The 22,516-nt window shown below is 66.6% G+C and carries 20 protein-coding genes and 2 tRNA genes; 10 read left to right on the top strand and 12 right to left on the bottom strand.

What is annotated here, in order from left to right:
• Positions 1 to 24 precede the first annotated feature (24 nt).
• Positions 25 to 2,229 carry a type 1 glutamine amidotransferase family protein gene (locus tag G5C50_RS06305; protein ID WP_165066614.1) on the top strand — a complete coding sequence of 735 codons (2,205 nt, stop codon included), beginning with the start codon at positions 25 to 27 and terminating at the stop codon, positions 2,227 to 2,229.
• Positions 2,230 to 2,263: 34 nt separating this feature from the next.
• Here the strand turns inward: G5C50_RS06305 and G5C50_RS06300 are convergent, their stop codons facing one another.
• From G5C50_RS06300 to G5C50_RS06285, 4 genes are all read right to left on the bottom strand, one after another.
• Positions 2,264 to 2,563: a hypothetical protein gene (locus G5C50_RS06300; RefSeq protein ID WP_165066611.1), complete on the bottom strand. Its 300-nt coding sequence runs from the start codon at positions 2,561 to 2,563 to the stop codon at positions 2,264 to 2,266.
• A 239-nt stretch (positions 2,564 to 2,802) separates the two neighbouring features.
• A complete protein-coding gene (locus G5C50_RS06295) occupies positions 2,803 to 3,909 on the bottom strand; it encodes a slipin family protein (protein ID WP_165066608.1) in 1,107 nt (368 codons plus the stop codon).
• Between the two features lie 406 nt (positions 3,910 to 4,315).
• Positions 4,316 to 4,393 (bottom strand) — tRNA-Leu (locus G5C50_RS06290).
• A gap of 105 nt (positions 4,394 to 4,498) precedes the next feature.
• Positions 4,499 to 4,569: transfer RNA gene (locus G5C50_RS06285), tRNA-Cys, on the bottom strand.
• A 123-nt stretch (positions 4,570 to 4,692) separates the two neighbouring features.
• Between G5C50_RS06285 and G5C50_RS06280 the strand changes: the two genes are divergently transcribed.
• From G5C50_RS06280 to groL, 6 genes are all read left to right on the top strand, one after another.
• Positions 4,693 to 5,112 carry a HEPN domain-containing protein gene (locus G5C50_RS06280; RefSeq protein ID WP_165066605.1) on the top strand — a complete coding sequence of 140 codons (420 nt, stop codon included), beginning with the start codon at positions 4,693 to 4,695 and terminating at the stop codon, positions 5,110 to 5,112.
• Positions 5,091 to 5,489, top strand: coding sequence for a hypothetical protein (locus G5C50_RS06275; RefSeq protein WP_165066602.1), 399 nt, complete (start codon positions 5,091 to 5,093; stop codon positions 5,487 to 5,489). The genes G5C50_RS06280 and G5C50_RS06275 overlap by 22 nt, the downstream gene beginning before the upstream one ends.
• 42 nt (positions 5,490 to 5,531) lie before the next feature.
• A complete protein-coding gene (locus tag G5C50_RS06270) occupies positions 5,532 to 7,082 on the top strand; it encodes a hypothetical protein (RefSeq protein WP_165066599.1) in 1,551 nt (516 codons plus the stop codon).
• Between the two features lie 28 nt (positions 7,083 to 7,110).
• Positions 7,111 to 8,016, top strand: coding sequence for a hypothetical protein (locus G5C50_RS06265; RefSeq protein ID WP_165066596.1), 906 nt, complete (start codon positions 7,111 to 7,113; stop codon positions 8,014 to 8,016).
• A 242-nt stretch (positions 8,017 to 8,258) separates the two neighbouring features.
• Positions 8,259 to 8,549 (top strand): co-chaperone GroES, encoded by a 291-nt coding sequence (groES, locus tag G5C50_RS06260; RefSeq protein ID WP_165066593.1) that lies wholly within the window; start codon positions 8,259 to 8,261, stop codon positions 8,547 to 8,549.
• Positions 8,550 to 8,632: 83 nt separating this feature from the next.
• The gene (gene groL, locus G5C50_RS06255; protein WP_165066591.1) at positions 8,633 to 10,258 is read left to right on the top strand and encodes a chaperonin GroEL; all 1,626 of its coding nucleotides are present in this window, start codon (positions 8,633 to 8,635) and stop codon (positions 10,256 to 10,258) included.
• An 87-nt stretch (positions 10,259 to 10,345) separates the two neighbouring features.
• Here the strand turns inward: groL and G5C50_RS06250 are convergent, their stop codons facing one another.
• Positions 10,346 to 12,217 carry a hypothetical protein gene (locus G5C50_RS06250; RefSeq protein ID WP_165066588.1) on the bottom strand — a complete coding sequence of 624 codons (1,872 nt, stop codon included), beginning with the start codon at positions 12,215 to 12,217 and terminating at the stop codon, positions 10,346 to 10,348.
• A 117-nt stretch (positions 12,218 to 12,334) separates the two neighbouring features.
• Here G5C50_RS06250 and G5C50_RS06245 point away from each other — a divergent pair, with 117 nt between their 5' ends.
• Positions 12,335 to 12,757, top strand: a complete 423-nt coding sequence (locus G5C50_RS06245; RefSeq protein ID WP_165066585.1) for a DUF3024 domain-containing protein — start codon at positions 12,335 to 12,337, stop codon at positions 12,755 to 12,757.
• A gap of 12 nt (positions 12,758 to 12,769) precedes the next feature.
• Here G5C50_RS06245 and G5C50_RS06240 read toward each other — a convergent pair whose 3' ends face one another.
• Both G5C50_RS06240 and G5C50_RS06235 read right to left on the bottom strand, forming a co-directional pair.
• Positions 12,770 to 13,915, bottom strand: a complete 1,146-nt coding sequence (locus G5C50_RS06240) for a PcfJ domain-containing protein (RefSeq protein ID WP_165066582.1) — start codon at positions 13,913 to 13,915, stop codon at positions 12,770 to 12,772.
• Positions 13,916 to 14,154: 239 nt separating this feature from the next.
• A complete protein-coding gene (locus tag G5C50_RS06235) occupies positions 14,155 to 15,459 on the bottom strand; it encodes a glycosyltransferase (protein WP_206107600.1) in 1,305 nt (434 codons plus the stop codon).
• Positions 15,460 to 15,766: 307 nt separating this feature from the next.
• Between G5C50_RS06235 and G5C50_RS06230 the strand changes: the two genes are divergently transcribed.
• Together G5C50_RS06230 and G5C50_RS06225 are read left to right on the top strand one after the other, a co-directional pair.
• Positions 15,767 to 16,495: a class I SAM-dependent methyltransferase gene (locus G5C50_RS06230; RefSeq protein ID WP_165066579.1), complete on the top strand. Its 729-nt coding sequence runs from the start codon at positions 15,767 to 15,769 to the stop codon at positions 16,493 to 16,495.
• Between the two features lie 241 nt (positions 16,496 to 16,736).
• Positions 16,737 to 17,555: a TatD family hydrolase gene (locus tag G5C50_RS06225; RefSeq protein WP_165066577.1), complete on the top strand. Its 819-nt coding sequence runs from the start codon at positions 16,737 to 16,739 to the stop codon at positions 17,553 to 17,555.
• A 187-nt stretch (positions 17,556 to 17,742) separates the two neighbouring features.
• On the opposite strand, the gene G5C50_RS06220 is transcribed toward G5C50_RS06225, so the two are convergent.
• From G5C50_RS06220 to G5C50_RS06200, 5 genes are all read right to left on the bottom strand, one after another.
• Positions 17,743 to 17,961 (bottom strand): hypothetical protein, encoded by a 219-nt coding sequence (locus G5C50_RS06220; protein ID WP_165066574.1) that lies wholly within the window; start codon positions 17,959 to 17,961, stop codon positions 17,743 to 17,745.
• A 140-nt stretch (positions 17,962 to 18,101) separates the two neighbouring features.
• Positions 18,102 to 19,142: a DUF1559 domain-containing protein gene (locus tag G5C50_RS06215; protein WP_165066571.1), complete on the bottom strand. Its 1,041-nt coding sequence runs from the start codon at positions 19,140 to 19,142 to the stop codon at positions 18,102 to 18,104.
• Between the two features lie 728 nt (positions 19,143 to 19,870).
• A complete protein-coding gene (locus tag G5C50_RS06210; RefSeq protein ID WP_165066568.1) occupies positions 19,871 to 20,710 on the bottom strand; it encodes a sugar phosphate isomerase/epimerase family protein in 840 nt (279 codons plus the stop codon).
• 12 nt (positions 20,711 to 20,722) lie between these two features.
• Positions 20,723 to 21,604: a UbiA family prenyltransferase gene (locus tag G5C50_RS06205; protein ID WP_165066565.1), complete on the bottom strand. Its 882-nt coding sequence runs from the start codon at positions 21,602 to 21,604 to the stop codon at positions 20,723 to 20,725.
• Complete coding sequence (locus G5C50_RS06200; protein WP_165066562.1) at positions 21,601 to 22,440, bottom strand: sugar phosphate isomerase/epimerase family protein; 840 nt, start codon at positions 22,438 to 22,440, stop codon at positions 21,601 to 21,603. The genes G5C50_RS06205 and G5C50_RS06200 overlap by 4 nt, the downstream gene beginning before the upstream one ends.
• Positions 22,441 to 22,516: the final 76 nt, after the last annotated feature.

Genomic DNA, 22,516 nt, shown 5'->3' with positions numbered 1-22,516 from the left:
GCCGCCCCCTGCCCGAGAGCCGCCATGAGATCGACCCGCCTTATCCGTCGAATCGCCGTCTGGTCGCTCGCCGCTTGCCTGAGTGCAGCCACCGTCCAGGGACAGGCCCTTGATCCTCGGCGTTCCGAGGAGCGGACCTCGTTCCAGACCCACGCCCCCTGGGACGCGGGCCTGCAGCTCCCCGCGGACGTGGCGATGGTCTACGGGATCGGCAAGGACATGCCCGATCGCATCCGCCAGTGGAAGGAGCGGGGATACGTCGTCCACCTGATGACGGGCGTCTCCTGGGGCGAATACCAGGACTACCTCTACGGCCGGTTCGATGGTCAGAACCACGTCGACGAGGCTCAGACGGACCGCACCGGCAAGGTGATCTCCCACGGCGGCGACGTTTACTACATGTGCCCCGGCCCGAACTTCGGCAAGTACCTGGCCCAGAACGTCCTCCGGGCGATCGACGCCGGGGCCGAGGCCATCCACCTGGAAGAACCCGAGTTCTGGGCCCGCGCCGGCTACTCCGAGGGCTTCAAGCGCGCCTGGCGCGAGCACTACAAGGAGGAGTGGGCGCCGCCCCATGAATCGGCCGACGCTCAGTACAAGGCCAGCCGGCTCAAGTACGTCCTCTATCGCGACGCCCTCAAGCAGGTCTTCGACGCCGTCAAGGAGCACAACGCGAAGACCGGCAAGAACGTGAAGTGCTACGTGCCGACCCACAGCCTGGTCAACTACGCCCTCTGGTGCATCGTCAGCCCCGAGTCGAGCCTGCTGACGGTCGGCGCCGACGGCTACATCGCCCAGGTCTGGACGGGCACCGCCAGGTCGAAGAACGTCTACGAGGGGAAGGTCGCCGAGCGGACGTTCCAATCGGCCTTCTTCGAGTACGGCTCGATGACGGCGGCCACTCGCGGCAGCCGGGGCCGACTCTGGTTCCTCCACGACCCCGTCGAGGACGACCCCAACCACGACTGGGGCGACTACAAGACGAACTGGGAATGCACGGTGGTCGCCTCGCTGTTCTGGCCGGAGACCTCGCGGTACGAGATCGCGCCGTGGCCCGAGCGGATCTTCCACGGCAAGTATCCCGCCCCCGGAACTCCGCCGCCTCCCCCGGGCCGTCGCCGACGCCGCGACGACAGCTCACGCGTCGCCATCCCCGCCGACTACGCGACCGAGCTGATGTCCGTGATGAACGCCCTCAACGACATGGAGCAATCGGAGATCGCCTGGGAGTCCGGCACGCGGGGGATCGGCCTGGTCGTCTCCGACGCCCTCATGTTCCAGCGCGAGGGGTACAAACCCTCCGATCCGCACCTCGGCAACTTCTTCGGCCTGGCTCTCCCCACGATCCATCGCGGCATCCCCGCCGAGCCCGTCCAGTTGGAGAACCTCCGGACGACGGCCGACCTGTCGCGGTACAAGGTCCTCATGATGACATACGAGGGCATGAAGCCCATGACGCCCGACGCCGACCGCGTTCTGGCCGACTGGGTCAAGGCGGGGGGCGTCCTCCTGTTCGTGGACGACGACAAGGACCCGTACAACCAGATCAAGTCCTGGTGGAACGCCCCCGGCGCACCCGGTTACACGACCCCTCGCCAGGCTCTTTTCGACACCCTCGGCGTCGGCCCCGATGCGAAGCCTGGCCTGCATGCCGTCGGCTCGGGCGCCCTGATCTGGGACGAGTCCAGCCCTGCCCGGTTGAGCCACGAGGCCGAGGGAGGCGCGAAGGTCCGTCGCCTGATCGAACAGGCCTGCGAGGCGGCGAAGCTCCCCTATCGGGAGGCCAACCACCTCGTCCTCCGCCGGGGTCCCTACGTGATCGCCGCCGGGCTCGATTCGACCTCGGGGGAGGCGGTTCACGAACTCAAGGGCCGGTTCGTCGACCTCTTCGACGCCAGCCTGAAAATCGAGACGACCGTCGCCCTCGATTCCTCGCGCCGGGCGTTTCTCGTCGATCTGGACCGACTCCCGTCGCACGGCCCCCGCGTCGTGGCGGCGGCCTGTCGGACGACCGATGAAAAGATCAATGGCAACGGCCTGAGCTTCCTGGCGACCGGGCCGAAGGACATCACCGCATCGGTCCGCGTCCGTCTGCCGAAGGCGCCTCGGTCGGTCGCGGTCGACGGCCGGGCGCTCGCCGCCGAGGCTCAGATCTGGGACGAGGGCTCGAAAACGCTCCTCGTCCGTTTCCCGAACTCGGCCGACGGCGTTCGGGTGGTCGTGGAATGACCCTCGATCACGCGGTCTGATCGCCCTGAGTTCGTTATGACCGGGCCGAAGCGGGCCGGCGGTCGCGGTCGACGCCGGTCTTCTCGCGCCACTCGGGGTCGTATTCCAGCGAGAAGATGAGCTGGATGGTCTCGGCGCGGTCGGGCTCGGGGCGGCGGAGGGCGTCGAGGGCCTGGCGGATCTGGCCGAGGCGGGCGTCGGGCGGGTCGCCGTGGTGGTGGTGGGCCGGTGCGCGGTCGAGCCGGTCGAGGCCGGCCGCGATCTCCAGGATCTTGGCACGGATTTCGAGGAAGTCGCGTTCGAGGATCTGTTGAACGTCTCGCGAGGCGGGCACGTCGAGCCTCCTCCCGGGCAAGAGGTCGGGCGTCTCGGCCCTGACAGCGGGCCGCGTCGACGTCCGTCATCATCGCACGCTCGACCCTCGATTGCAAATCCCGCCGCCGATCGGCCGGCCGACCGGCGGTGGTGGTCGGATTTCCGCTTATCAAGGCTCAGTGAGAGCGACGAACGGTCTTCCCCCGCGAGAGGGGGAAGTTCGTTGAAATGCGGTTCGTCGCTCCGTGAGACATTCAGTCAGAGAAGGTTGAGGACGGACTCCGCGAGCTTCTTGTCGCCCAGGACGACATTCAGCTTGCCGGAGGCGGCTACCTTTTCCAGGACTTCGAGTTCGCGGAGCCGCATGAGGGTTGGGTTCTCCGCGAGCAGCCGGGCGGTGTTGGCCTGACTGCGGATGGCGGCGGTTTCCTCGCGACGAGTGATGAGGTCGGCCTCGGCGGCCTTGCGGGCCTCCGTGACCTTGTTCATCAGCTCCTTCATGTCGCCGGGGAGGATCAGGTCGCGGACGGCCAGTGAGGCGACTTCGAGCCCCAGCGCCGAGGCGCGGGGGGCGAGCAGTTCGGCGGCCTCGGCGGCCACGGTCTGCTTGTCGGCCAGCAGGGCGTCCAGGTCCCGCCCGCCGACGACCGCCCGCAGCGCGAGCTGGGCTTCGCGGTAGAGGGCCTGCTTGAAGTCGTCCACGGCGCAGACGGCCTTGCGAGGGTCGATGACGCGGTACGTCGCCAGGGCGTTGATCCGGAGCGTGACCTTGTCCGCGCTCATGATCTCCTGGCCGGCGACGTCGAGCGTCGCTTCACGCAGGTCGACCTCGACCACGCGGACGTCGGCCGCGCCCCGCCAGAAGGCCCAGGGGCCCGGCTCCAGCGCGCCGGCGAACCGGCCGTCGAGGAAGAGCACGCCCACGCACCCCCGGCCGACCGACCCGGTCTCCAGGTAGGCCGCTGCCGTGGCGTTTCGCAGGATCGCCTTCGACTCGTCGTGCTCGAACCGAGGGTTGCGGACGTCGACCACTTCGACGGCGACCTTGCGAGGGTCCAGCCAGTAGGCGTGCAGCCCAGGAGGCAGGAACCCGGCGAACCGGCCGTCGACCCAGGCCAGCCCACGCTGGGAGTCCTGGAGGTCGACCACCTGTGCGTACCCCTTGAGCGCGCCCGAGCGTGCGATGACGTCGAGCTTCTCGTGCGTCAAGAAGGCGGTCCGGCGCGAGGCGACCTCGACCTTCAGCTTGCCGAAGGGGTCGAAGAACCAGTGATCGCCGGGCGTGAGCAAACCGCGGAATTCGCCGTCGCGGAAGTGGAGGCCCATTTCGAAGCTGCGGACCTTGAATCGCTTGATGAAGAACACGACGGGACCTCCTCCCGCGGGGATGTTGTCAGGAATCGTTCATAAGAAAGATTGGTTGAACGTGGAAGTGAAAAGGGCCTTCAGGAGACGGAACGACCGGCGGTCACGCATCGGTTCGCGGGGCCCCGGTTGAGTCCCGTCGAGCGACGATCCGGGCGGCGTTCCGGCTGGAGGCGTTCAACCGAGGCCGCAGCCCCGATCGCTCTCCTTCAACCCTCGCGCCGCCTTTGCCGACGCCCGTCCGGGACGGGATCCGCGAGGCCGCAGGGCGTCCCTCCGCGCCGCCCGCGACGGGCCTTTTCGGCGTCGTCGCGGGCCGACCGGTCGGCCGCCCGTCTCCCTCGGGCTTCATGGTAGAGACGTTTACAGCGTCCCTGGCGGATGGGCCGGATTGCTCCGGCTCGTCCCGTGTGGACAGGAGTCGAACCTGTGACCCTCAGATCTTAAGTCTGATGCTCTAACCAGTTGAGCTACCACTGCCACGACCTCGCCCACGTTCATGATCCCCCTCGCGGGACGCGCACCGCCGACCGCACCAAACGGGGCGTGCGCGCCGTGGGGCCGACGAGGCCGAAAGCTTGCCTGAAAGAGACGCCGGCGGGAGTCGAACCCGCTTCCACCGGTCTGCAACCGGTTGCCTGGCCGTCCGGCCCCAGCGTCGCCAGAAGAGACCCCGGCGGCCGCCCGGATGTTCGCGGAGAACCCGACCGAATTCGTGGCGGCTCGGCGATCGTCGCGGATAGAATGCGAGTCGAACGAGAACCGACGAGAGGACGCGCCGCGGTGAATCGAACGGACCTGCAACAACTCGCCGAGGAACGCGTCCGGGACGCGAAGGCCTTGCTCGACGCCGCGTGCTGGTCAGGAGCCTATTATCTGGTTGGGTACGCCGTCGAGTGCGCCTTGAAGGCGTGCATCGCTAAGCAGACGGATCAGCACGATTTCCCGGACAAGGCCCGGGTGAACGACTCGTACAGCCATGACCTCCGCAAACTCGTCAAGGTCGCCGGACTTGAGGCTCCCTTCGATCAGGACATTCTCAAAGTTCCCGCTTCACAGTTGGCCCTGAACTGGCAGACGGTGAAGGATTGGAGCGAGGCGGCTCGTTATGAAACAGCGTCGGAAGTGAAGGCTCGCGAGATGTACGAGGCGGTCGCAGACGGGAACGAGGGAGTTCTGGCATGGATTCGACGACACTGGTGAGCGACGAGTTGGAAGCCGGCGCGGACCTGGTCCATCGCTTCAACCAGGACTTCGAGGTCGACGTGGCCTTCTGGTTGAAGGAGTCCGACGAGGACCCCTGGTACCTCTACATCGCCTCCGACGCGATCACCGATGACAATCGCAGAGACGGCTATCGATCGGTCATGCGGGCGACTTCCGAGGCTCCCAGCGTCTACCTGGATCCCTTCCAGGTGAAGGTCGTCTCGGCTCATACGCCGCTCGCGGAAGCCGCCGCCGAGATCAATCGCAAGTATCCAGGTCGGATCGCGACGAGGGTCGGCCCCGCGCCGTTCGGCGGGCAGTACATCAAGGCGGCCTACATTTATCCCAGGCAAGTCGTCGGCCAGGCGGGTTGAAAGGCTCTCACGGAGTCCAGGATCAGGAACCGAGGAAGCAGCATGACGCTCAATATCAAGCAAGGAAGCCGTCTGTTCCTGTCCGCGGCGCTCATCGTCCCGGCCCTTGCCAGGGCTGATGACAAGGCCGTCGAGCCTGCGTTGGTTGTGCGGGCGGTCGGGCCGGATCGGCAGGCGGAGGCGGTGCTGAAGCTGTTCGAGGGCTCGAAGGCGCCGAGCCCGGCGGCAGCCATGGCGAACTGGCGGCGGGCGACGGGGAACCCGGACGGGCTGCCGAAGGCCGTGCAGGCCGTCGCGGCGATGTTCAACCCGGAGATGGTCGCCGAGTGGCGGGCCTTTCGCGACGTCGTGCTGGCCGTCCGCTTCGAGCCGAACGGGGCGATGCAGTGGTCGGCCGTGGCACCCCACGACGACGGGACGCTCGCCGCCATGGTGACGTCGATGCGGCTCTCGGGCGGAGGCGATGAACCCCCGTTGGCGGGGACGCCCGTCGAGCGCATGGGTGAGGAAGGTTCGGCCCTGGCGGCGGTCACTCCGCGCGGGACGGCTTTCGCGAGTCGTCGCGCGGAGCTGGCCGGGGCGCTGGATCGGCTGTCGAAGCAGGAGCCCGAGCCGTCTTTCGACCTGCTCGCGCTTACCCCCGAGGACTCCGGTTTTCGGTTCGTCCTGGACCCCTCCCGGCTGGTGGCCGATCCCGCGAGATCGGTGATCCCGTCTCAGGTTGTTGCAGGGCTCAAAGCGGCGGGTCTAAAGACGTCGGCCGGCTTCCTTAGCCTGCGAGGCGACCGTCTAGGCCTGGACCTGGCCTCGCGATTCGCCGCCGAGCGTCCCGCGATGCTGGATACGCCTGCCATCGATCCGACCTGGCTGTCATGGTTTCCGGTCGACTCGACGCTCGCCGCCGTCGCCCTGGCGACGGGGCGCGGGGCGGCGTTCTGGGATTCCCTGTTCGAGATCGCCGACCGCATTGACCGAGCCGACCCCGACCGGGCCCAACTCCAGCCCTTGCGCGTCCGCATCAACCTGATGGCCACTCTCCGGGGCGTTCGTCCCGAAGTCGACCTCTGGCCGCTGCTCCGGGGCGTCAGCGCGGGGGTGGTCTTGCTCGGAGACCCGAACATGCCTGTCGGCGTGGGCGTCGTCGTGGCCCTCCACGCCGAACGGCCGGAGGACGCGGAGCGGATCCATCGACGTGTCATCCAGCCGGCGCTCGCCGGCAGGGAGCGCTTCGCCGACCAACCCATCAAGTCGATCGTGCGCGGTGGTATGGTCCTCGTGGGCTGGGGCGAGGGGGCGATCGCAACGGCCCTGAAATCGGCCGAGGCGCCGGAGCAATCGGCGGCAACCCTCATCGGCCGGGATGACCATCCGATCAGCCGCGCAGGAGTCTTCCGACCGAGCGTGGTCGACGTCACACGCTTCGATGGAGCCGACCTAGCCCTGACGGTGATGCTCGCCCAGTCGGAGTTCATCGTCTGGAAAGGGGGCTGGGCGCGCGAGAAGGCCTGGGACGTGGTACGCTGGGGAGACCTCAAGCGCTCCGTCGCCCGGTTTCTGGAGATCGTCCCCCAGGCGCCGCCGGAGGCTCCCTGAACGTCCCGACGCGACCGGCGAGATGGCCATGCGATTGATCGACCTGCGGTGCGACTGGGCGCTCCAGTACGCCGCCGAGACCGTCCACTTCGACCCCAACGACTACGCCGAGATTCCCCCTCGCGTTCCTCGGCTGGACGGCTATTTCATGGGGACCTCTCTGGCCGTCCTCGTCTGTCGCCGCAAGCCGGCCGATTGGACCCGGCAGGCCGACCGCTGGCACGCCCTGGGTGAGATGATCGCCCGCCACGAGGCCGAATTCTCCGGCCGCCTGCTGCGTGGGCCCGAAGACGTCGCCCGATGGCTCGCCGAGCCCGCCGACGCCCTCAGTTGGGGCGTTCTGGCCGTGGACGGAATGGAGAACCTCATCCGCGAGCCGGCCGACCTCGACCGCATCCCCGCGCTGTTCGAGCGCGGCGTTCGCATCTTCGACGCCATCCCCGGCAACCTCGGCCGAGGTCTGCTCGACCGCCTCCTAGAACTGTCTCCCACCGGCGAAGGACCATGCCCGGCGGTCAATCTGGTCGGGGCGGAAGCCGCCGCCGTGCTCGACTGGTTCGAGTCCGACCCCACCCGCTCCGAACGGCTCCCGTTGCTGTTCACGGGGGATCTCGACACCCTCGGCCCGGCCGGCGTCCGCCGCTTGAGGGCGCTTGGCGCGACGATCGGCGTTCGTCCATCCCTTTCCGCCGAAGCCTTCCGCGAGGCCGTTGCGTTCCTCGCCGCGATCCCCTTCCGTGGTCGAGAAGGACACGAGGGAATCGCCGTCGCGACCGACTACCTGGACCTCGACGAGATCCCCTCCGAGCTGGCCGACGTGGACCGGCTCACGGGCTGGATCGAAGCGAACCTCCCGCCCGAGGTCGCCCCCCTTGTTGTCGCCGAGAACGCCCGACAGGCTCTCCTGGCTCTGGCCGGCGGTCTGCCAAAATGACATGGCGGTCGACTCGGCAGCCTCGTCCGGCAGGATGGCGAAAGGTGTCGAGGCGGCTTGGTTTGGACGCAAAGTAAGACTTGTTATCGACTTGCGGTGTGTATTTCGACTCGGCATGAGCCTTGCCTATGGGGTGGGCATGTCATGCTGTCGCGCGGGCCGCGCCGCGGGTTCTCGGATGGGCGGCGGGGCGGCGCGAGGTCGCGACCGGGTGGACGAAACGACTGAGGAGCGAGGGACAGATGAATCTGAAGCCGTTGGGTGATCGCGTCGTCGTCGAGCGGGAAGAGGCCAAGGGGACCACCGCCGGCGGGATCGTGCTGCCGGAGACCGCCAAGGACAAGCCCCAGAAGGGGAAGGTGCTGTCGGTGGGCGAGGGCCGCGTGACCAAGGACGGCAAGCGCCGGGAGCTTCAGGTCAAGGTCGGCGACGTCGTGATCTTCACCTCGTACGCGGGCGAGGAATTCAAGCTCGACGGCGACAAGAAGGTCCTCCTGATGCGCGAGGACGACATCCTGGCGGTCGTGAGCTGACCGTCCCCGGATTCCATCGATCAAGACGGGCCCGGCCCTCACACGAGACACTTTCCTTTAGTTGATGTGGAGATGAAGGCAACATGGCTGCCAAGATGATCGCGTTCGATCAGGAAGCGCGGCAGGCGATGCAGCGCGGGGTGGCGAAGCTCGCCCGCGCCGTCAAGGTGACGCTCGGCCCGCGCGGCCGCAACGTCATCATCCAGAAGTCGTTCGGCTCGCCCACGGTCACCAAGGACGGCGTGACCGTCGCCAAGGAGATCGAGCTGGAGGACAAGTACGAGGACATGGGGGCGAAGATGGTCAAGGAGGTCGCCAGCAAGACCTCCGACGTCGCCGGCGACGGCACGACCACGGCCACCGTCATGGCCGAAGCCATCTACAACGAAGGCCTCAAGGCGGTCGTCGCCGGGGTCAACCCGCTGCAGCTCAAGCGGGGCATGGACCGCGCCGTGGCCGACGTCGTCGACCAGCTCCACAAGCTGTCGACCAAGGTCACCGACAAGAAGGAGACCCAGCAGGTCGCCACCGTCGCCTCGAACTTCGACGTCGAGGTCGGCACGATGATCGCCGAGGCCACCGAGAAGGTGGGCAAGGACGGCGTGATCACGGTCGAGGAAGGCAAGACCCTCAAGACCGAGGTCGAGTGGGTCGAGGGCATGCAGTTCGACCGCGGCTACCTCAGCCCCTACTTCGTCACCAACCCGGCCAGCATGAGCGCCGTGCTGGAAGACGCCTACGTCCTGATCCACGAGAAGAAGATCTCGTCGGTCAAGGACCTGGTCCCGGTGCTTGAGAAGGTCGCCCAGACCGGCAAGCCGCTGCTGATCATCGCCGAGGACGTCGACGGCGAGGCCCTGGCCACCCTGGTCATCAACAAGCTCCGCGGCACCTTCCGCTGCGCCGCCGTCAAGGCCCCCGGCTACGGCGACCGTCGCAAGGCCATGCTGGAAGACATCGCCGTCCTGACCGGCGGCAAGCCGATCTTCGAGGCCCTCGGCGTCGAGCTGGAGAGCGTCGGCCTTGAGGATCTCGGCCAGGCCAAGAAGGTCGAGATCGACAAGGACAACACGACGGTCATCGAAGGCGCCGGCTCGTCCGACGCCATCAAGGGCCGGATCGAGGCCATCCGCCGCGAGATCGCCGACACCAAGAGCGACTACGACCGCGAGAAGCTGGAAGAGCGTCTCGCCAAGCTCGCCGGCGGCGTCGCCAAGATCAACGTCGGCGCGGCCACCGAGAGCGAGATGAAGGAGAAGAAGGCTCGCGTCGAGGACGCCCTGCACGCCACCCGCGCGGCCCTGGAGGAGGGCATCCTCCCCGGCGGCGGCGTCGCTCTGCTGCGGGCCGCCTCGTCCGTCAAGCCGACGGACCTGAGCCACGACGAGATCGTCGGCTACAACATCATCCTCCGCGCCGCGGCGGCCCCGCTGACCCAGATCGCCGAGAACGCCGGCCAGGACGGCGGCGTGGTCGTCAGCAAGGTCCGCGAGGGCAAGGGCAACTTCGGCTACGACGCCCTGAAGGACGAGTACGTCGACATGGTCAAGGCCGGCATCATCGACCCGACCAAGGTCACCCGCTCGGCCCTCCAGCACGCCGCCAGCGTCTCCACCCTGCTGCTGACCTCCGACGCCCTCATCGCCGACGCCCCCGCCGGCGACGAGAAGAAGGGCGGCGGTCACGGCGGTTACGAAGACATGTATTGATCGACCGACTCCGGGGCGACCCGGAGCGTTCTGATCCGAGACAACGCGAACGGGAGCCCCCTCGGGCTCCCGTTTTTCATGCGCCTGTCACTCGTCGAGGATCGGCCAGACCCAGCCGAGCCTCTTGACGGCTTTCTTGACGGCTGCGAGGTCGGCGTCGCGGACGACGACGAAGCGGTCGCCGGCTCGGAGGCATTTCCCCTTCAGGCTCCGTTCCGCGGCCAACTCGGCCGCGACGTTCTCATCCGCGCACGCGATCAGCCGGGCCGTCCCGGCGTTCTTCAGCCGGTCGACCTTGGAGCGCAGGTCGACCAGGAACTGCACCACGAGGGCGGGCAGATCGCCGTTGGACCGGGTCGTCAGGAACTGCTCCAATTCGTCGATGCTCCCGCCTTCCTCCACGGCGTCGAGAGCCTTCGATGCCGAGAGGGCCCACACGTTCTCAGAGGTTGGCTCGGCGAATCGCTCCAGAAGGAGTCGATCCGCCGCGGGGAGTTCTCGGGCGGCGACCACGTCCCGATTCGGCAGGACGCGAATCAGGTCGGTCCTCTTCGGAGCGGCCGGGCGATACTCCTCGGCCTTCCCAAGCAGCCAGGCTCCGAGCGAGTTGATCCGCACGTAAAGCAGCCCGTCGTAGCGGGACAGGCAGCTCAGGTCGTCCGCTCCCCATCGGCTCGCAAAATCATCTCGGATACCCTGGGGGGGCAGGTACGCCACGTCGACGACGCCGAGGGTGGCGGCATACTCGAACAGGAAGACCAGGATGAATCGCCCCTGCAACTGCTCCCAGGCGTGCTCGTCGCCATACCCGAGGTTCCCATAGTAGTGCTCGGCGATATACAGCTCGTAGACCTTCTGGGCGACCTCGAACGATCGTCCGGTCGCCCTCAGCAGTCGAAAGAAATCGTCAATCGAGAACCACTCGCCCACCGGGCATTCGCCCAGGGCTTGAACCACGACTTCCCTCCGGCCCGCCGTCCCGCTCATGTGGGCGCGGCTCTGGCCTTTGATCGCATCGACGCGGGAGAATTCGTCGAACGTCTTCGTCTTCAGCCAGGAGGCCCATAGTTTGTCGAGGACCTCCGCCGGCGGGTCGAGCAGGGCCTTCTTGCCGGCCGCCGTGAGTTTGAGCTTGTCCCCGACCTTCTGGGCGAGTCCGCCGGCCTGGAGCAGCATGGGCCAGGCGAACGAGCGGATCCCCAGGTCGACGGCCGGGTCGTACTTCCATTCCTCGGCTTCCTCCGGCCTGTAGAAGTCGCCTCCCGCGAGGATCGGCGCCAAGGCTTTTCGCGAAGCTTCGGTCGGGACGAAATTCTTGTCGGTCACCCGGACCTTGCCGGCCTCGACCAGCCTCAGTACGGCGAGGAGATCGGCCTGGGCTTCGGTCGCCGTCTCTCGCACGCGGACCGGTTCCTGCGATTCTTGCTGATCCTTGTCATCATTCGTCCAGCCGACCTTGGGCAGGGTGTGGGTGAGCGGAGGGGCGTCGAGCGTGGGGATCGAGAATCGCTTGGGCGCCGGAGCGAAGGAGCGGAGGATCGCTCGAACGTCTCTCGGCAGTTCCTTGAAGCGCGGGAAGAAAAGGCGAAGCAAGGTCGGCTTGATCTGCTTCCTCTCCTTGTAGTCGTAATCCCACTTGGATCGGTTGGGGTCGGCCGTATTGAAGCGAGGCTTCTCGCCAAACTGCGCCTGCAACTTCTCCAGGTCGAGCCGGCCGGCGGGGTCGAACGCGGCGATCCGCACGGCCCGTCGGGATGACTCGTCGAGCCCGTCGTACAACTCCTGGACCTTTGCCGGGTCGGTCATGACCTTCGCCAGCCAGGGGACGAGGTCGCTCTTCTTCTTGGGCGGATCCGACGCGATCAGCTCGGACAGCGGGCGCAGGTCCTCAAGGGTGAGCGTCTGGAACGCCTCGAGGGCGGTGAGAGGAGCGGTCGGTTGCGTCGTGTTCCAACCCATGTCGTCACCGTGTTTCGTTGCGAGGCATGGCTGCCGATCATGGCGGCCGATCGCCGGTCGAAATACGATGAGAGTAACACACTCGGTCTTCGATTCACCGCCGTCGAGGTATGGGCCATGGCGAAGCCTCGAAAGTCGCAGCGGCAATGGGTTTATACCCCGGGGAAAGACCCGGCGACAAAGCCGACTTCCGCGATCCGGGCCGAGGCCGATCGGAAAGCGAAGGAGTTGATCGACAGCACTCTTACGCCGAAATTCGTCAGGCCCGCTCCCGACGACCCGAATTTCAACTACGTGATCGGGCTCTCGACCAAATGGCGAGGCCGATTCTTCTACCTGACCGCCACCTATGCATCGCCGGGGCCGAACGCGATCTCGCCGACGTTCGAGTACAACTTCGCCCGGCTGGAACACACGGCCGACCATCGATTCAACCTCGCCTTCGTTCGACACACGGGCGAATGGCACAACCTGCTGACGGGAGCAACCCTCGACGAGTGTCTCGCCTCGGTTCGGGACGATCCGTGGTTCCAGCCTTGACGATCCCTGGCGTCAGCACGACCCGATCTTCAGCCCCTCCCGACGAGCCCATTCGACGAGCACGGCGTGCGAGGCCGCGTCGGGCTCGGCGTTGAACTTGGCATTCGCCTGTTCGATTTCACGGGTCTCCGGGTCAACCTCCACGGTGACGCGTCGACGCCTTCCTTCAGGGGTCTCCAGGGCGAGCGACCAGATCGTCGTAAGCCGCCTCGCGCATTTCCGCTTGTACGCCCCGACGCAGTGCCGCATCGCCTTGCCTTCCGCGTTCAACTCATCGCTGCCGAGCAGCTCCCGGATCGACCAGGCTCGGCCGTCGCTCGTCGTGTACTGCAAGCCTCCGATATCGGACGGGTCCCACCGGACGATCCGCCGCTTCTCCTCGCGAGCCTGTTCCGCCCTCCAGGCGGCGGTCTCCTTCAGGAGCGTCTCGATCGACCGCGTTCCGACCGTGAAGTCCGGCCGCACGGACCGCTGCGCGTGGAGGTACTCGACCAGGGACCACGTTTGAACCGTCATGAGCCGTGGTCCTCGCCTGGCGAGGCGGCGGAGGAAAGGGTCCCAGAACTCGGGGGCCTCGAACTCGTCTCCAAGTCGACTCCGGGCCAGTTGGCGTGCGAGCCGATCGTCGTTGGTGAAGGTGCGGACCTGAGCCCACCTCAGCGCGGCTTCGATCGAAAAGACCGTTGGGGCGTGCGCGAAGTGGTGCGCCGCCCGCTTCGTGAGAGCGAGCGGGAAGCCGGCCGTGCGCAGGCTTCCTCCCTGACCGACGTGGCGGAACCAGGCCTGGCATCGGCGGGTCGCGTCGTCACCCCGGAACCAGCATGAGAGCAGCACGGCCGGGACGGGGTAGCGGGCCAGCAGGTGATGCGCCAACGATGAGAAGGTCCCCACGGCCGTCCGGCCCGCGGCGCTCCACGAATCGAGAGGACGTAGCCAGTCGTCGCGATACACGGCGAGGGCGACGAGTCCCCGGACGATGTGGTCGGCGTCGACGGCGTCCTCGCGGCCGACGTAGCAGGCGGGGCACAACAGCGTGGAACGGCTCTGGACCTTCCAGATCAGCTCGGCGACCGCGGAGTCGCATGAGCTGAGAACCTTGCGGACGGCCGCGTCGATCGCCTTCTTGGCGAACTCGCGGCGCGCGGGATCGCTCGACATAACATGCCCTTTTCGAGTGACGGTCGGATGTGATTGCGACGACGGCGAAGTGCGCAGCCGATCACGGTCCGACGGCCTCGACAGGGCGACGGAATCCCCTTCAGGGAGTGGATCGGGCGATGCGGCAGGATCGCTTGGAGAGACAGGTGTTGAGATGAATCATGGCACGGCCTCCCATCAGTTGGAGATTCGACGACGGGGATGACACACGAGCCAGCCGATCGGTTCGCTCAACTCCGTCAGTGATCCGCGATCCGGCCTTCCAGGAGATCGCAGGCTGTGCCGACGCCGTCTTCACGACGCAGGGCCTGAGCGACCTCTGAGGCTCGATGCGTGAAGGAGGGATCGTCCAGGAGAGGATGCAGTTCAACCGCCGCCCGCGCCGCCGTGTATCGCTGCGCGACGACCACGCGGGCGATCCCCAATCGAGCGGCCCGCGCGGCGTTGTCATGCTGGTCGTGGGCGTGAGGGACGATCAGCGTCGGCCGCCCCGCACGCATCGCCAGGCCCGTCGTGCCGATGCCGCCGGAATGAACGACCGCAGCGGCTCGCGGGAACAGTTCCGAGAACGGCGCGTAGTCGACGGCGATCGCCGCTCCCGAGAGCGTCGGATGGATCGGCGAGTGGTGTTTGCCGACGACCAGGACGGCCCGTCGGCCCAGCCTTTTCGCGGCCGAGAGGCTGTCCTCGAAGAACGAGCCCGCGACCATCGCCGATGTGACTCCCAGCGTGAAGACGATCGGCGGCGGCCCGTCGTCAAGAAAGCGGGCTAGTTCCGGAGGAAGCCCCGCCTGGCCGTCCCGATCGTAGAACGGAAAGCCGGTGTGGACGACCTGCGGAGGCCAGTCGATCTGCTTCGGGGCGAAGAGTTGCGGGAAAAGGGCCAGTGCGAGGCCCGGGGAATGACCGTCGACCAGCGGATGGTCGCCTGAAGGAGGGAGCCCAATCTCAGCGCGGAGTTGCTCGATCGGCCGACCCCACGAAAGGCTCACTCGCCAGAGCAACCGGCTGAGCGGCGACCAGAACCACGGTCCAAGCCCGTGCAGCCGCGCGGCGAGACCGGGAAAACCAGGAACGACTGGCGGATCGACGGCCGAGAAGAACCCGACCGGCGAGACGTGCGACGAGACCCAGGGCAGCCCCCGTTGCTCCGCCACGATCCTCGTGGTGAATGCGAGCGGATGGGCGACCAGGAGATCCGCCCCCTCCGCCGCCGCGAGCGTATCCTCGTAGCTCTCGCGAATCGCGGGCAGGATCCAGTTCCGAAGCACCCGGAACGTCCCCCGACGGGAGTCCATGTAGCGGCGCATCGCGTTGGGGTCGGTCAACTCGTCCGAGTCCGGTCGCAACGGACGGAACTCCAACCCGAGCGCCTCGATCTTCCGCCGATAGGTCTCCCCCGTCGCCAGGACCGGCTCATGACCGCGAGCCCTGAGCCCCAGCGCGATGGCGATGTACGGATGCAGGTCTCCCAGCGAGCCGAGCGCGGTGAGGACGATGCGACGGGGCTGCGAGAACGACGGCTCTAGATCCGGGATCGTCACATCCCCCCTCCGTCTGTTCGCCTGCGTTTCGCCAGCGATGATTCGATCGCGTTCACCGGGGAAATCGCTTCACATCCGAGAGCGCCGCCCGTCCACCCAGACCAGCATGGTAGATTGCCTAAACTTGTAGCACAACTGATGAATGAGCTTTGAGCAGGCTTTCAGGCGAGTTGCAAAATTCATCAACGGCTGTCAAAATGTAAACTCGGATCGAGGATTGGTTTCGGTCGCCGGGCCGGCCGACCTCGGCCGCGGCGCACGGGCGCCGAGATCAGGCGCAAACCCCGGCGATCCGCGAGCGAGCCCTATGAGTTTTTATGCGACTCTCAGATCGACCGTGCGCCGCGTCATACCGGAAAATATCCGTCGAGCCGCAGACGACCCGAGCTCCAAGCTCCACAGCGTCCTCAGCCCTTTGAAGCGTCTCGTCCAGAAGCTCGAGACCCACGACTCCATCTACGATCGAAAGTATTACGAAGAGGCGATGGGAGTGTACGCACTCCGGTCGGCGCCGATTATCGCCAAATCGATCCACGAGGTCTTCCACCCTTCGAAGGTCGTCGACGTCGGCTGCGGCACCGGCCAGTTGCTGGCCGAGCTGAAGACTTATGGTATCCCCGGCGTCGGCTTTGAGTATTCGACGGCGGCTCTGGAGATCGCCCGCGAGAAGGGGGTGGAAGTCCACAGCCTGAATCTCAGGTTGCCGTTCTCCCAGCTCACGAAGGCCAGGGCGGACCTCGTCGCCTCCACCGAGGTCGCCGAGCACCTGCCGGAATCCTGCGCCGATAATTACGTCGACTACCTCTGTAGCATCGCCGATATCGTCCTGATGACCGCCGCCCCTCCGGGCCAGGGGGGGGAGGACCACATCAACGAGCAGCCGCGGTCTTACTGGATCGAGAAGTTCGCGGCCAGGGGCTTCGTCTACGACGACGAAATCAGCCGCAAACTCTGCGACGAGTGGCTCACCACCAATATCGATAAATTCTACGCCACGAACCTGATGATCTACCGCAAGGCTGCCCCGACCGCCTGAAGTCGGTCCGCGAAGCCCGCCACGGGGGCGGATCCCGTCGACGCCCTCCCGCGGCCCATCCGCGACGATCCGAGGCTGGTCGTGGAAGCGTCCACCGTTCGCTTTCCGGCGGCCAGCCTGGTATCCTTGAGCCGTGAAGAGCGGGCCTAGCGCCCTGCGTCGGTTCCTCACGCCCCCACCACACGTCGACCGTCCGACGGGCCCCGCCGCGATCCGATCGGCCGGAAGGAGACGCCCCTCGATGAACTACATCGACCCGCACATCCACATGGTCTCTCGCACCACCGACGACTACAAACGGATGGCGCTCGCGGGGTGCGTGATGGTCTCCGAGCCGGCCTTCTGGGCCGGGTTCGACCGCTCAGGTGTGCAAGGCTTTCGCGACTACTTCCGGCAGCTCGTGGACTTCGAGGCCCGTCGCGCCGCGGCGTATGGGATCGAGCACTACTGCTGGCTTTGCATCAACGCCAAGGAGGCGGAGAACGTCAGCCTGTCGCGCGAGGTCATCGCGATGATCCCCGAGTTCCTCGACCGCCCCGGCGTGCTGGGGATCGGCGAGATCGGGCTCAACAAGAACACCAAGAACGAGGCGACCGTCTTCCTGGACCACCTCGACCTGGCCGCTCGGACGGGCGAGTTGGTCCTCGTGCACACCCCCCACCTGGCCGACAAGTACCAGGGGACCCGGATGATCCTGGACATGGTCAAGGGGGACGGTCGGATCCCTCCCGAGCGGGTCTGCATCGACCATGTGGAGGAGCACACGATCCGCGCGGCGCTCGACGCCGGGCACTGGGTGGGAATGACCCTCTACCCGATCTCCAAATGCACCCCCGCCCGCGCCGCCGACATGGTCGAAGCGTACGGCGCGGAGCGGGTGATGGTCAACTCGGCCGGCGACTGGGGGCACAGCGATCCGCTCGCCGTCCCCGAGTTCATCTTTGAGATGAAGCGGCGGGGACACGACGAGGCGCTCATCCGGCGGCTCGTCTTTGAAAACCCCCGGAATTTCTTCGCCCAGAGCCGGCGCTTTTCTCCCGCGACTGCGACTATCTCCTAAGAGAGAGCAGCGCACCTGCCAGAGTGCTCTCTCGATTCAGCGCGGGTTATCTCCGACGCGTCTGGGTCGTCGATCGGGGTGCGCGATGGGGTGAGGCTCGCTCACCTCACCGCGCAATCGCTCCGCCACGCCCGGCCGATCTTTGACAATCGATTTTGAGGCGATTCCTCTCTGCGATCAGGCGGAATCACGCCGCCGGATCGTTGATCATCCCCATCGGGTTTTTCTTTTTGCGTCCCTTTGTTGCAGGCTCTCCGGGACCGCCTGCCGCGTCACCGGCGTTCTTCTCAGCCGGAAGGGTCGGGAACGTCGGGCCGTTGGGGTTGGATTCGCAACCAGCCAGCCCGATGCCGAGGGGCAAAGTCAGGGACAACAAAAGGACACGGCGGCGGCTGAGGTCGACCATGAGTGTCGGGATCCTGTCATGGTGAGCGGTGAGACGATTCAGGACGTCGCCTGGGGCGGTCGAACCAGACGGTTCGACCGCCCCAGGTCGCGCAACGAGAATTCAACGATCGTGAGGCGCTCGCGTTTCCGCGAGGCTCATCAATAAGCGTCGGCGGAGACCACTTCCCCGAGGTTCCGCGTGCCGAGAGCACGGAAGATGTCGTTGTTGATGGTTTCCTTGAGGAACTTGGCGCTGCCGTCGGCCAACAGCATGTTGGCGCCGCCCGGGTGCTGGCTGCGGAAGCCCCACTGGCCGTAGTCCCTGTAGGCCGGGCTCAGGGTCCAGTTCTTGTAGTCGGAGTCGTCGGTGGTGCCGGCGGGGAGCGAATCCGGCGGTCCGCCGAAGGCGCCGTCGCCGATCTTGGGCTGGGCGTTGATCTTCGGCACCTGGAAGGCCAGGCCCTGGGGACGCGTCGTGTTCGCGCCGATGCTCGACCCGAAGAAGGCGATCCGGCTCCACTGGTTGAACACGCGGTCCGGGTCGTTCTTGTAACGGGAAACCTCGCCGACCAGGATCGTGTTGCTGGTGCCGTCCGTGAAGGCGCCGATCTTGTAGCTGGTTCTCACGTCGAACGCGCCATTGCCTGGATACTGATCCCAGAGGTTCGGGCCGGCGTAGTAGGCGATGGTGTTCCAGGTCCCTCCGGAGGGGAAGTACGACGTCTGCGAGTACGGGTTGTTGCTTTCCGACTTGGTGTACGGCGTGATCGGGAAGTCGTCCGGGCAGATGTACGCCGAGACCACGGTGATCAGCCCGGTCCAGTTCGACAGCCCGCCGTTGATCCCGCTGAGGTCGCCCGCGGTTCGCAGGTTGAAATTCAGTGAGTTGCCGATGGTGCCCTGTTCCATGAACGGCAGCAGCATCGCGAGCGCCTGGACGTAGTGCTGAAGGCCGTCTGGGCCGTAAGTGAAGCCCCCCAACGGGAAGCAGCCGGCGGAGCTTTCATAGTTGTGCATCGCCAAACCAATCTGTTTTAGATTGTTGATGCACTGAGCTCGACGGGCGGCCTCGCGAGCGGCCTGCACGGCGGGCAAAAGCAAGGCGATGAGAACGGCGATGATCGCGATCACCACCAGCAGCTCGATCAAGGTGAAACCGCGGCTGGTCGCGCCGAGCCGGCGGCTTTGGGAACTGCGCATCAGTTGCGTCCTTCTCGAAGAGCCTAGATGCAGAACGAAAGATGACGATAATCACTCATAAACCGGCGGAACTCATCGACCCCGACCGGGGCGTCTTGGTTTTCACCCACTCCTATCGCTTCTTTTTGGAGGGTGCGGGACGTATCAACGAACAAGACGGCGCTCACCCGTGATCCCCAGCCGCGACGGCCCAATCGGAAGACGCAGGCGCGCCACGATCGTCCCACGCCCGAGAGAGCGGGGCCGGCAACCTCGTCGCAACGTGGTGCAGCCGCCACCTCAACGTCGGGATGGGCGGAGCGCGTCGAGCGAATCCGGGAATCTGGGTGAAACGACCAGCAAAAGGGACAAGGACAGCCGATTCGGTCTCAGTCGTCGTTTGCCTGGGTCTTGGACGTGGAGAGGGTTGGTCCGTCGGGCCCTGACCCGCTAGAGTCGGCGTTGGCCGGACTCTGAATCCGATCCATTTAGAGCCAGAGGTTGAACGCCTCCGACACAGACCCACAGGGAGAGATGAGTGGGTCCTTCTGGGGATTCATGATAGCGGTCTATTCCCAACGTACTCGGGAAGGATATCTCGCCGAACGGTCGCTTGACAAGACCTTGAAGGAAAAAAATGTGGATGTGTCCGACTAATCAATTCGTTGTAAACCTGATCAGGGGCGATTCGCGAACCAGGTCGTGCGATAAGTCATCGGAACGAGGTCCTTGTCGAGCAAGGCCGACGCTCAGTCGCGGAGCAGGGGGGCGAGGAACTCTCGGCTGCGGCGGAGGGCCTCGTCGCCCATATGGCTGTGGCGGCTGAGTTCGACGTGCAGGCCGCCGCGATAGCCGACCTCGCGAAGCGCCGCGATGATCGGCGGAAAGTCCATCGTCCCCTCGCCGAACATCAGGTGCTCGTGCACGCCTTCGACCATGTCCTCGATATGGACGTTGGCGATCCGGGGGCCCCACGAGTTGATGTGCTCGGCAACGGGCCCGCGCTCATTGCAATGGACGTGCCCGACGTCGACGGTCAGGTCGAACAGTGGGTGCGACACGCGCTCGTCAAGGCGGGCAAAGCGGTCGAACGTGTCGATGAACATGCCCGGCTCGGGCTCGAACGCGAGCCGGACTCCCTTCGCCTCGGCGTGCTCGATCACGGGCCGGAGCGCCGTGGCGAGCCGATCCATCGCCGCTTCCTCGGACGAGCCGTCGCGAAGGATTCCCGACCAGAACGAGACCGCGCCGGCGTCGAGGGCCGCGGCCAGGTCGATCGCCCGACGGAGGAAGTCGACCCGTAGGGCTCGTTTGACCGGGTCCGGGTCCATCAGGGTCGGGTCGTGCTTCATCCTGGGGTTGAGCAGGAACCTCGCGCCAGTCTCCACCACCCGCTCCAGCCCCAGGGAGTCGAGCAGGTCGCGGATCGCCGTCGTCTGGCGGGCGAGAGTCGCCGGCTCCTCATAAGGATCCAGCGCCGCGGCGTCGAGGGTGATCGCGGCGCTCTTGAACCCTTCGTCCGCCATGAGGCGGAGGGCGTCGGACAGCCGGTGATGGGCCAGGCCGTTGGTGTTGTATCCCAGGAGCATGGGGCGTCCTCGTCAGGTGGCGTACAGTCGACGCGCCAAGAGATAGGCCGGCGGCCAGATCGCCGCGACCGCCAGGGCGGCCGGCCCGCAGGCCGCGGCGACGAGCGCCACGTCCAGCCAGACCAGCGACAGCACGCCCGTCTTCACGGCCTGCTGGATCACCGCCGGGGACGCTTCGCGGATGGCGATCCGCCCCACCTGGACGACTTTGGCCAGCACCAGGACCAGCAGCAAAATCCCGACGACCGCGAACGGACCGACCGCTCCAAACGCCGCGGCGACGACGCCGAGAATCACCAGGGCGAGAACCTGGATCCCCAGGCCGATCACCAGGTTGCGCCGTTCGCCTCCCCAGGCCTCCGATCGGCTGATCCACGTCACGCCGGCCACGAACAGGGCGAACGCCCCCGCCGCGATCCAGGCCGCCGGAAATCCAGCCGACGACGCGGCGGCCATCCCCAGCAGCATGTTCAGCCCCCGGCAAGAGCCCATCGCCCAGGGGCCCAGGAACGTATGCTTCAGGCCGGAGTTATAGGCCAGGATCATCCCGGCGAGCGCGCAGGCCACGCCGAACGTCCGCTGGCCTCCCAGGGCCGCCAGCGCGATTCCCAGGGCCAACCCTCCCCAGCCGATCGCCGCGGCCAGACCGACGGGGACCCGGCCCGAGGGGAGGGGGCGGTTGGGCCGTTCCAGGCGGTCGACCTCCAGGTCGAACCAGTCATTCAGAGCCATCCCCGCGGCGTAGAGGCCCATCGAGGCCAGCGCCAGCGGCAGCCAGCGGGCCACGTCCCCCAGACTTCCACCGACGATCAGCCAGCCGGCGAGGCTGTCGGCGGCGGCGGTCAGGACGTTGGGGAGCCGGACGAGCTGGAGAGTGGATCGAAGGCGGCTCATCCGACGAGCGGCTTGAGGACCTCGAACGCCCGCTTCGCCGCGGCGTCGGGGTCGTCCTGGAACGGGTAGAGTTCCACGGTCAGCCAGCCGTCGTAGCAGGTTGACTTGATCGCGGCCACGACCTCGGCGAAGTCGATGACGCCGTCGCCGGGGATCATGTGGTGGTGGACCCGCGTCGCGGCGATGTCTTCCAGGTGGTAGTGTCGCGTCAGCGGCGCCAGGGCCTCGATCGCCCGGGGGAGGTCCTCGGACATGCAGAAGGCGTGGCCGACGTCAAAGTTCAGCCCCAGCGCGGGGGAGTTCACGCGCTCGTGGATCTCCACGTACTGGTCGGTCCGCTCCAGCAGAAGCTCGGGCTCGGGCTCGATGAGGAGCAGAATCCCCAGCTTCTCGGCGTGAGCGGCCAGCGGCTTGAGCGTCTCCACGAACAGGTCGACGGCCTGCGCCCGCGACATCCCCGGCGGGATCGGGCCGCCGGGCTCGGTCGTGATGTGTGGGGCGCCCAGTTCGGCGCAGAGATCGAGCGCCCGGCGGGTGTGGTCGATCCGGACCCGGCGATAGGCCTCGTCGGGCTCCAGGAACGACGGATGCCAGTACGGTTGGCGGTAGTCGGCCACCGCGTTCATCATGAACGAGTTGATGTTCGAGAACGCGAGCCCGTGGCGGCTCATGGCCTCGCGGATGGCCTTCTTGGGGCCCTCCAGCAGGCCGGCCGGCCAGGCGTGGGGAACGTCGGCCAGGAGTTCCAGGCCGTCGTAACCGGCGGCGGCGATCCGCGCCGCGGTCTCGTCGAAGGGGTGCTTCAAGTACGCGTTCGAGCTGAAGGCGAGTTTCACGGCGGCGTTCTCAAGGCGGCGGGGGGATCGGGAGGACGGCCTTCCCCGCTCGCGGGGGAAGGTGGCCCAAGGGCCG

The sequence above is a fragment of the Paludisphaera rhizosphaerae genome (assembly GCF_011065895.1).
Taxonomy (GTDB): domain Bacteria; phylum Planctomycetota; class Planctomycetia; order Isosphaerales; family Isosphaeraceae; genus Paludisphaera; species Paludisphaera rhizosphaerae.
This window is presented reverse-complemented; position numbering and strand designations above follow the sequence as displayed.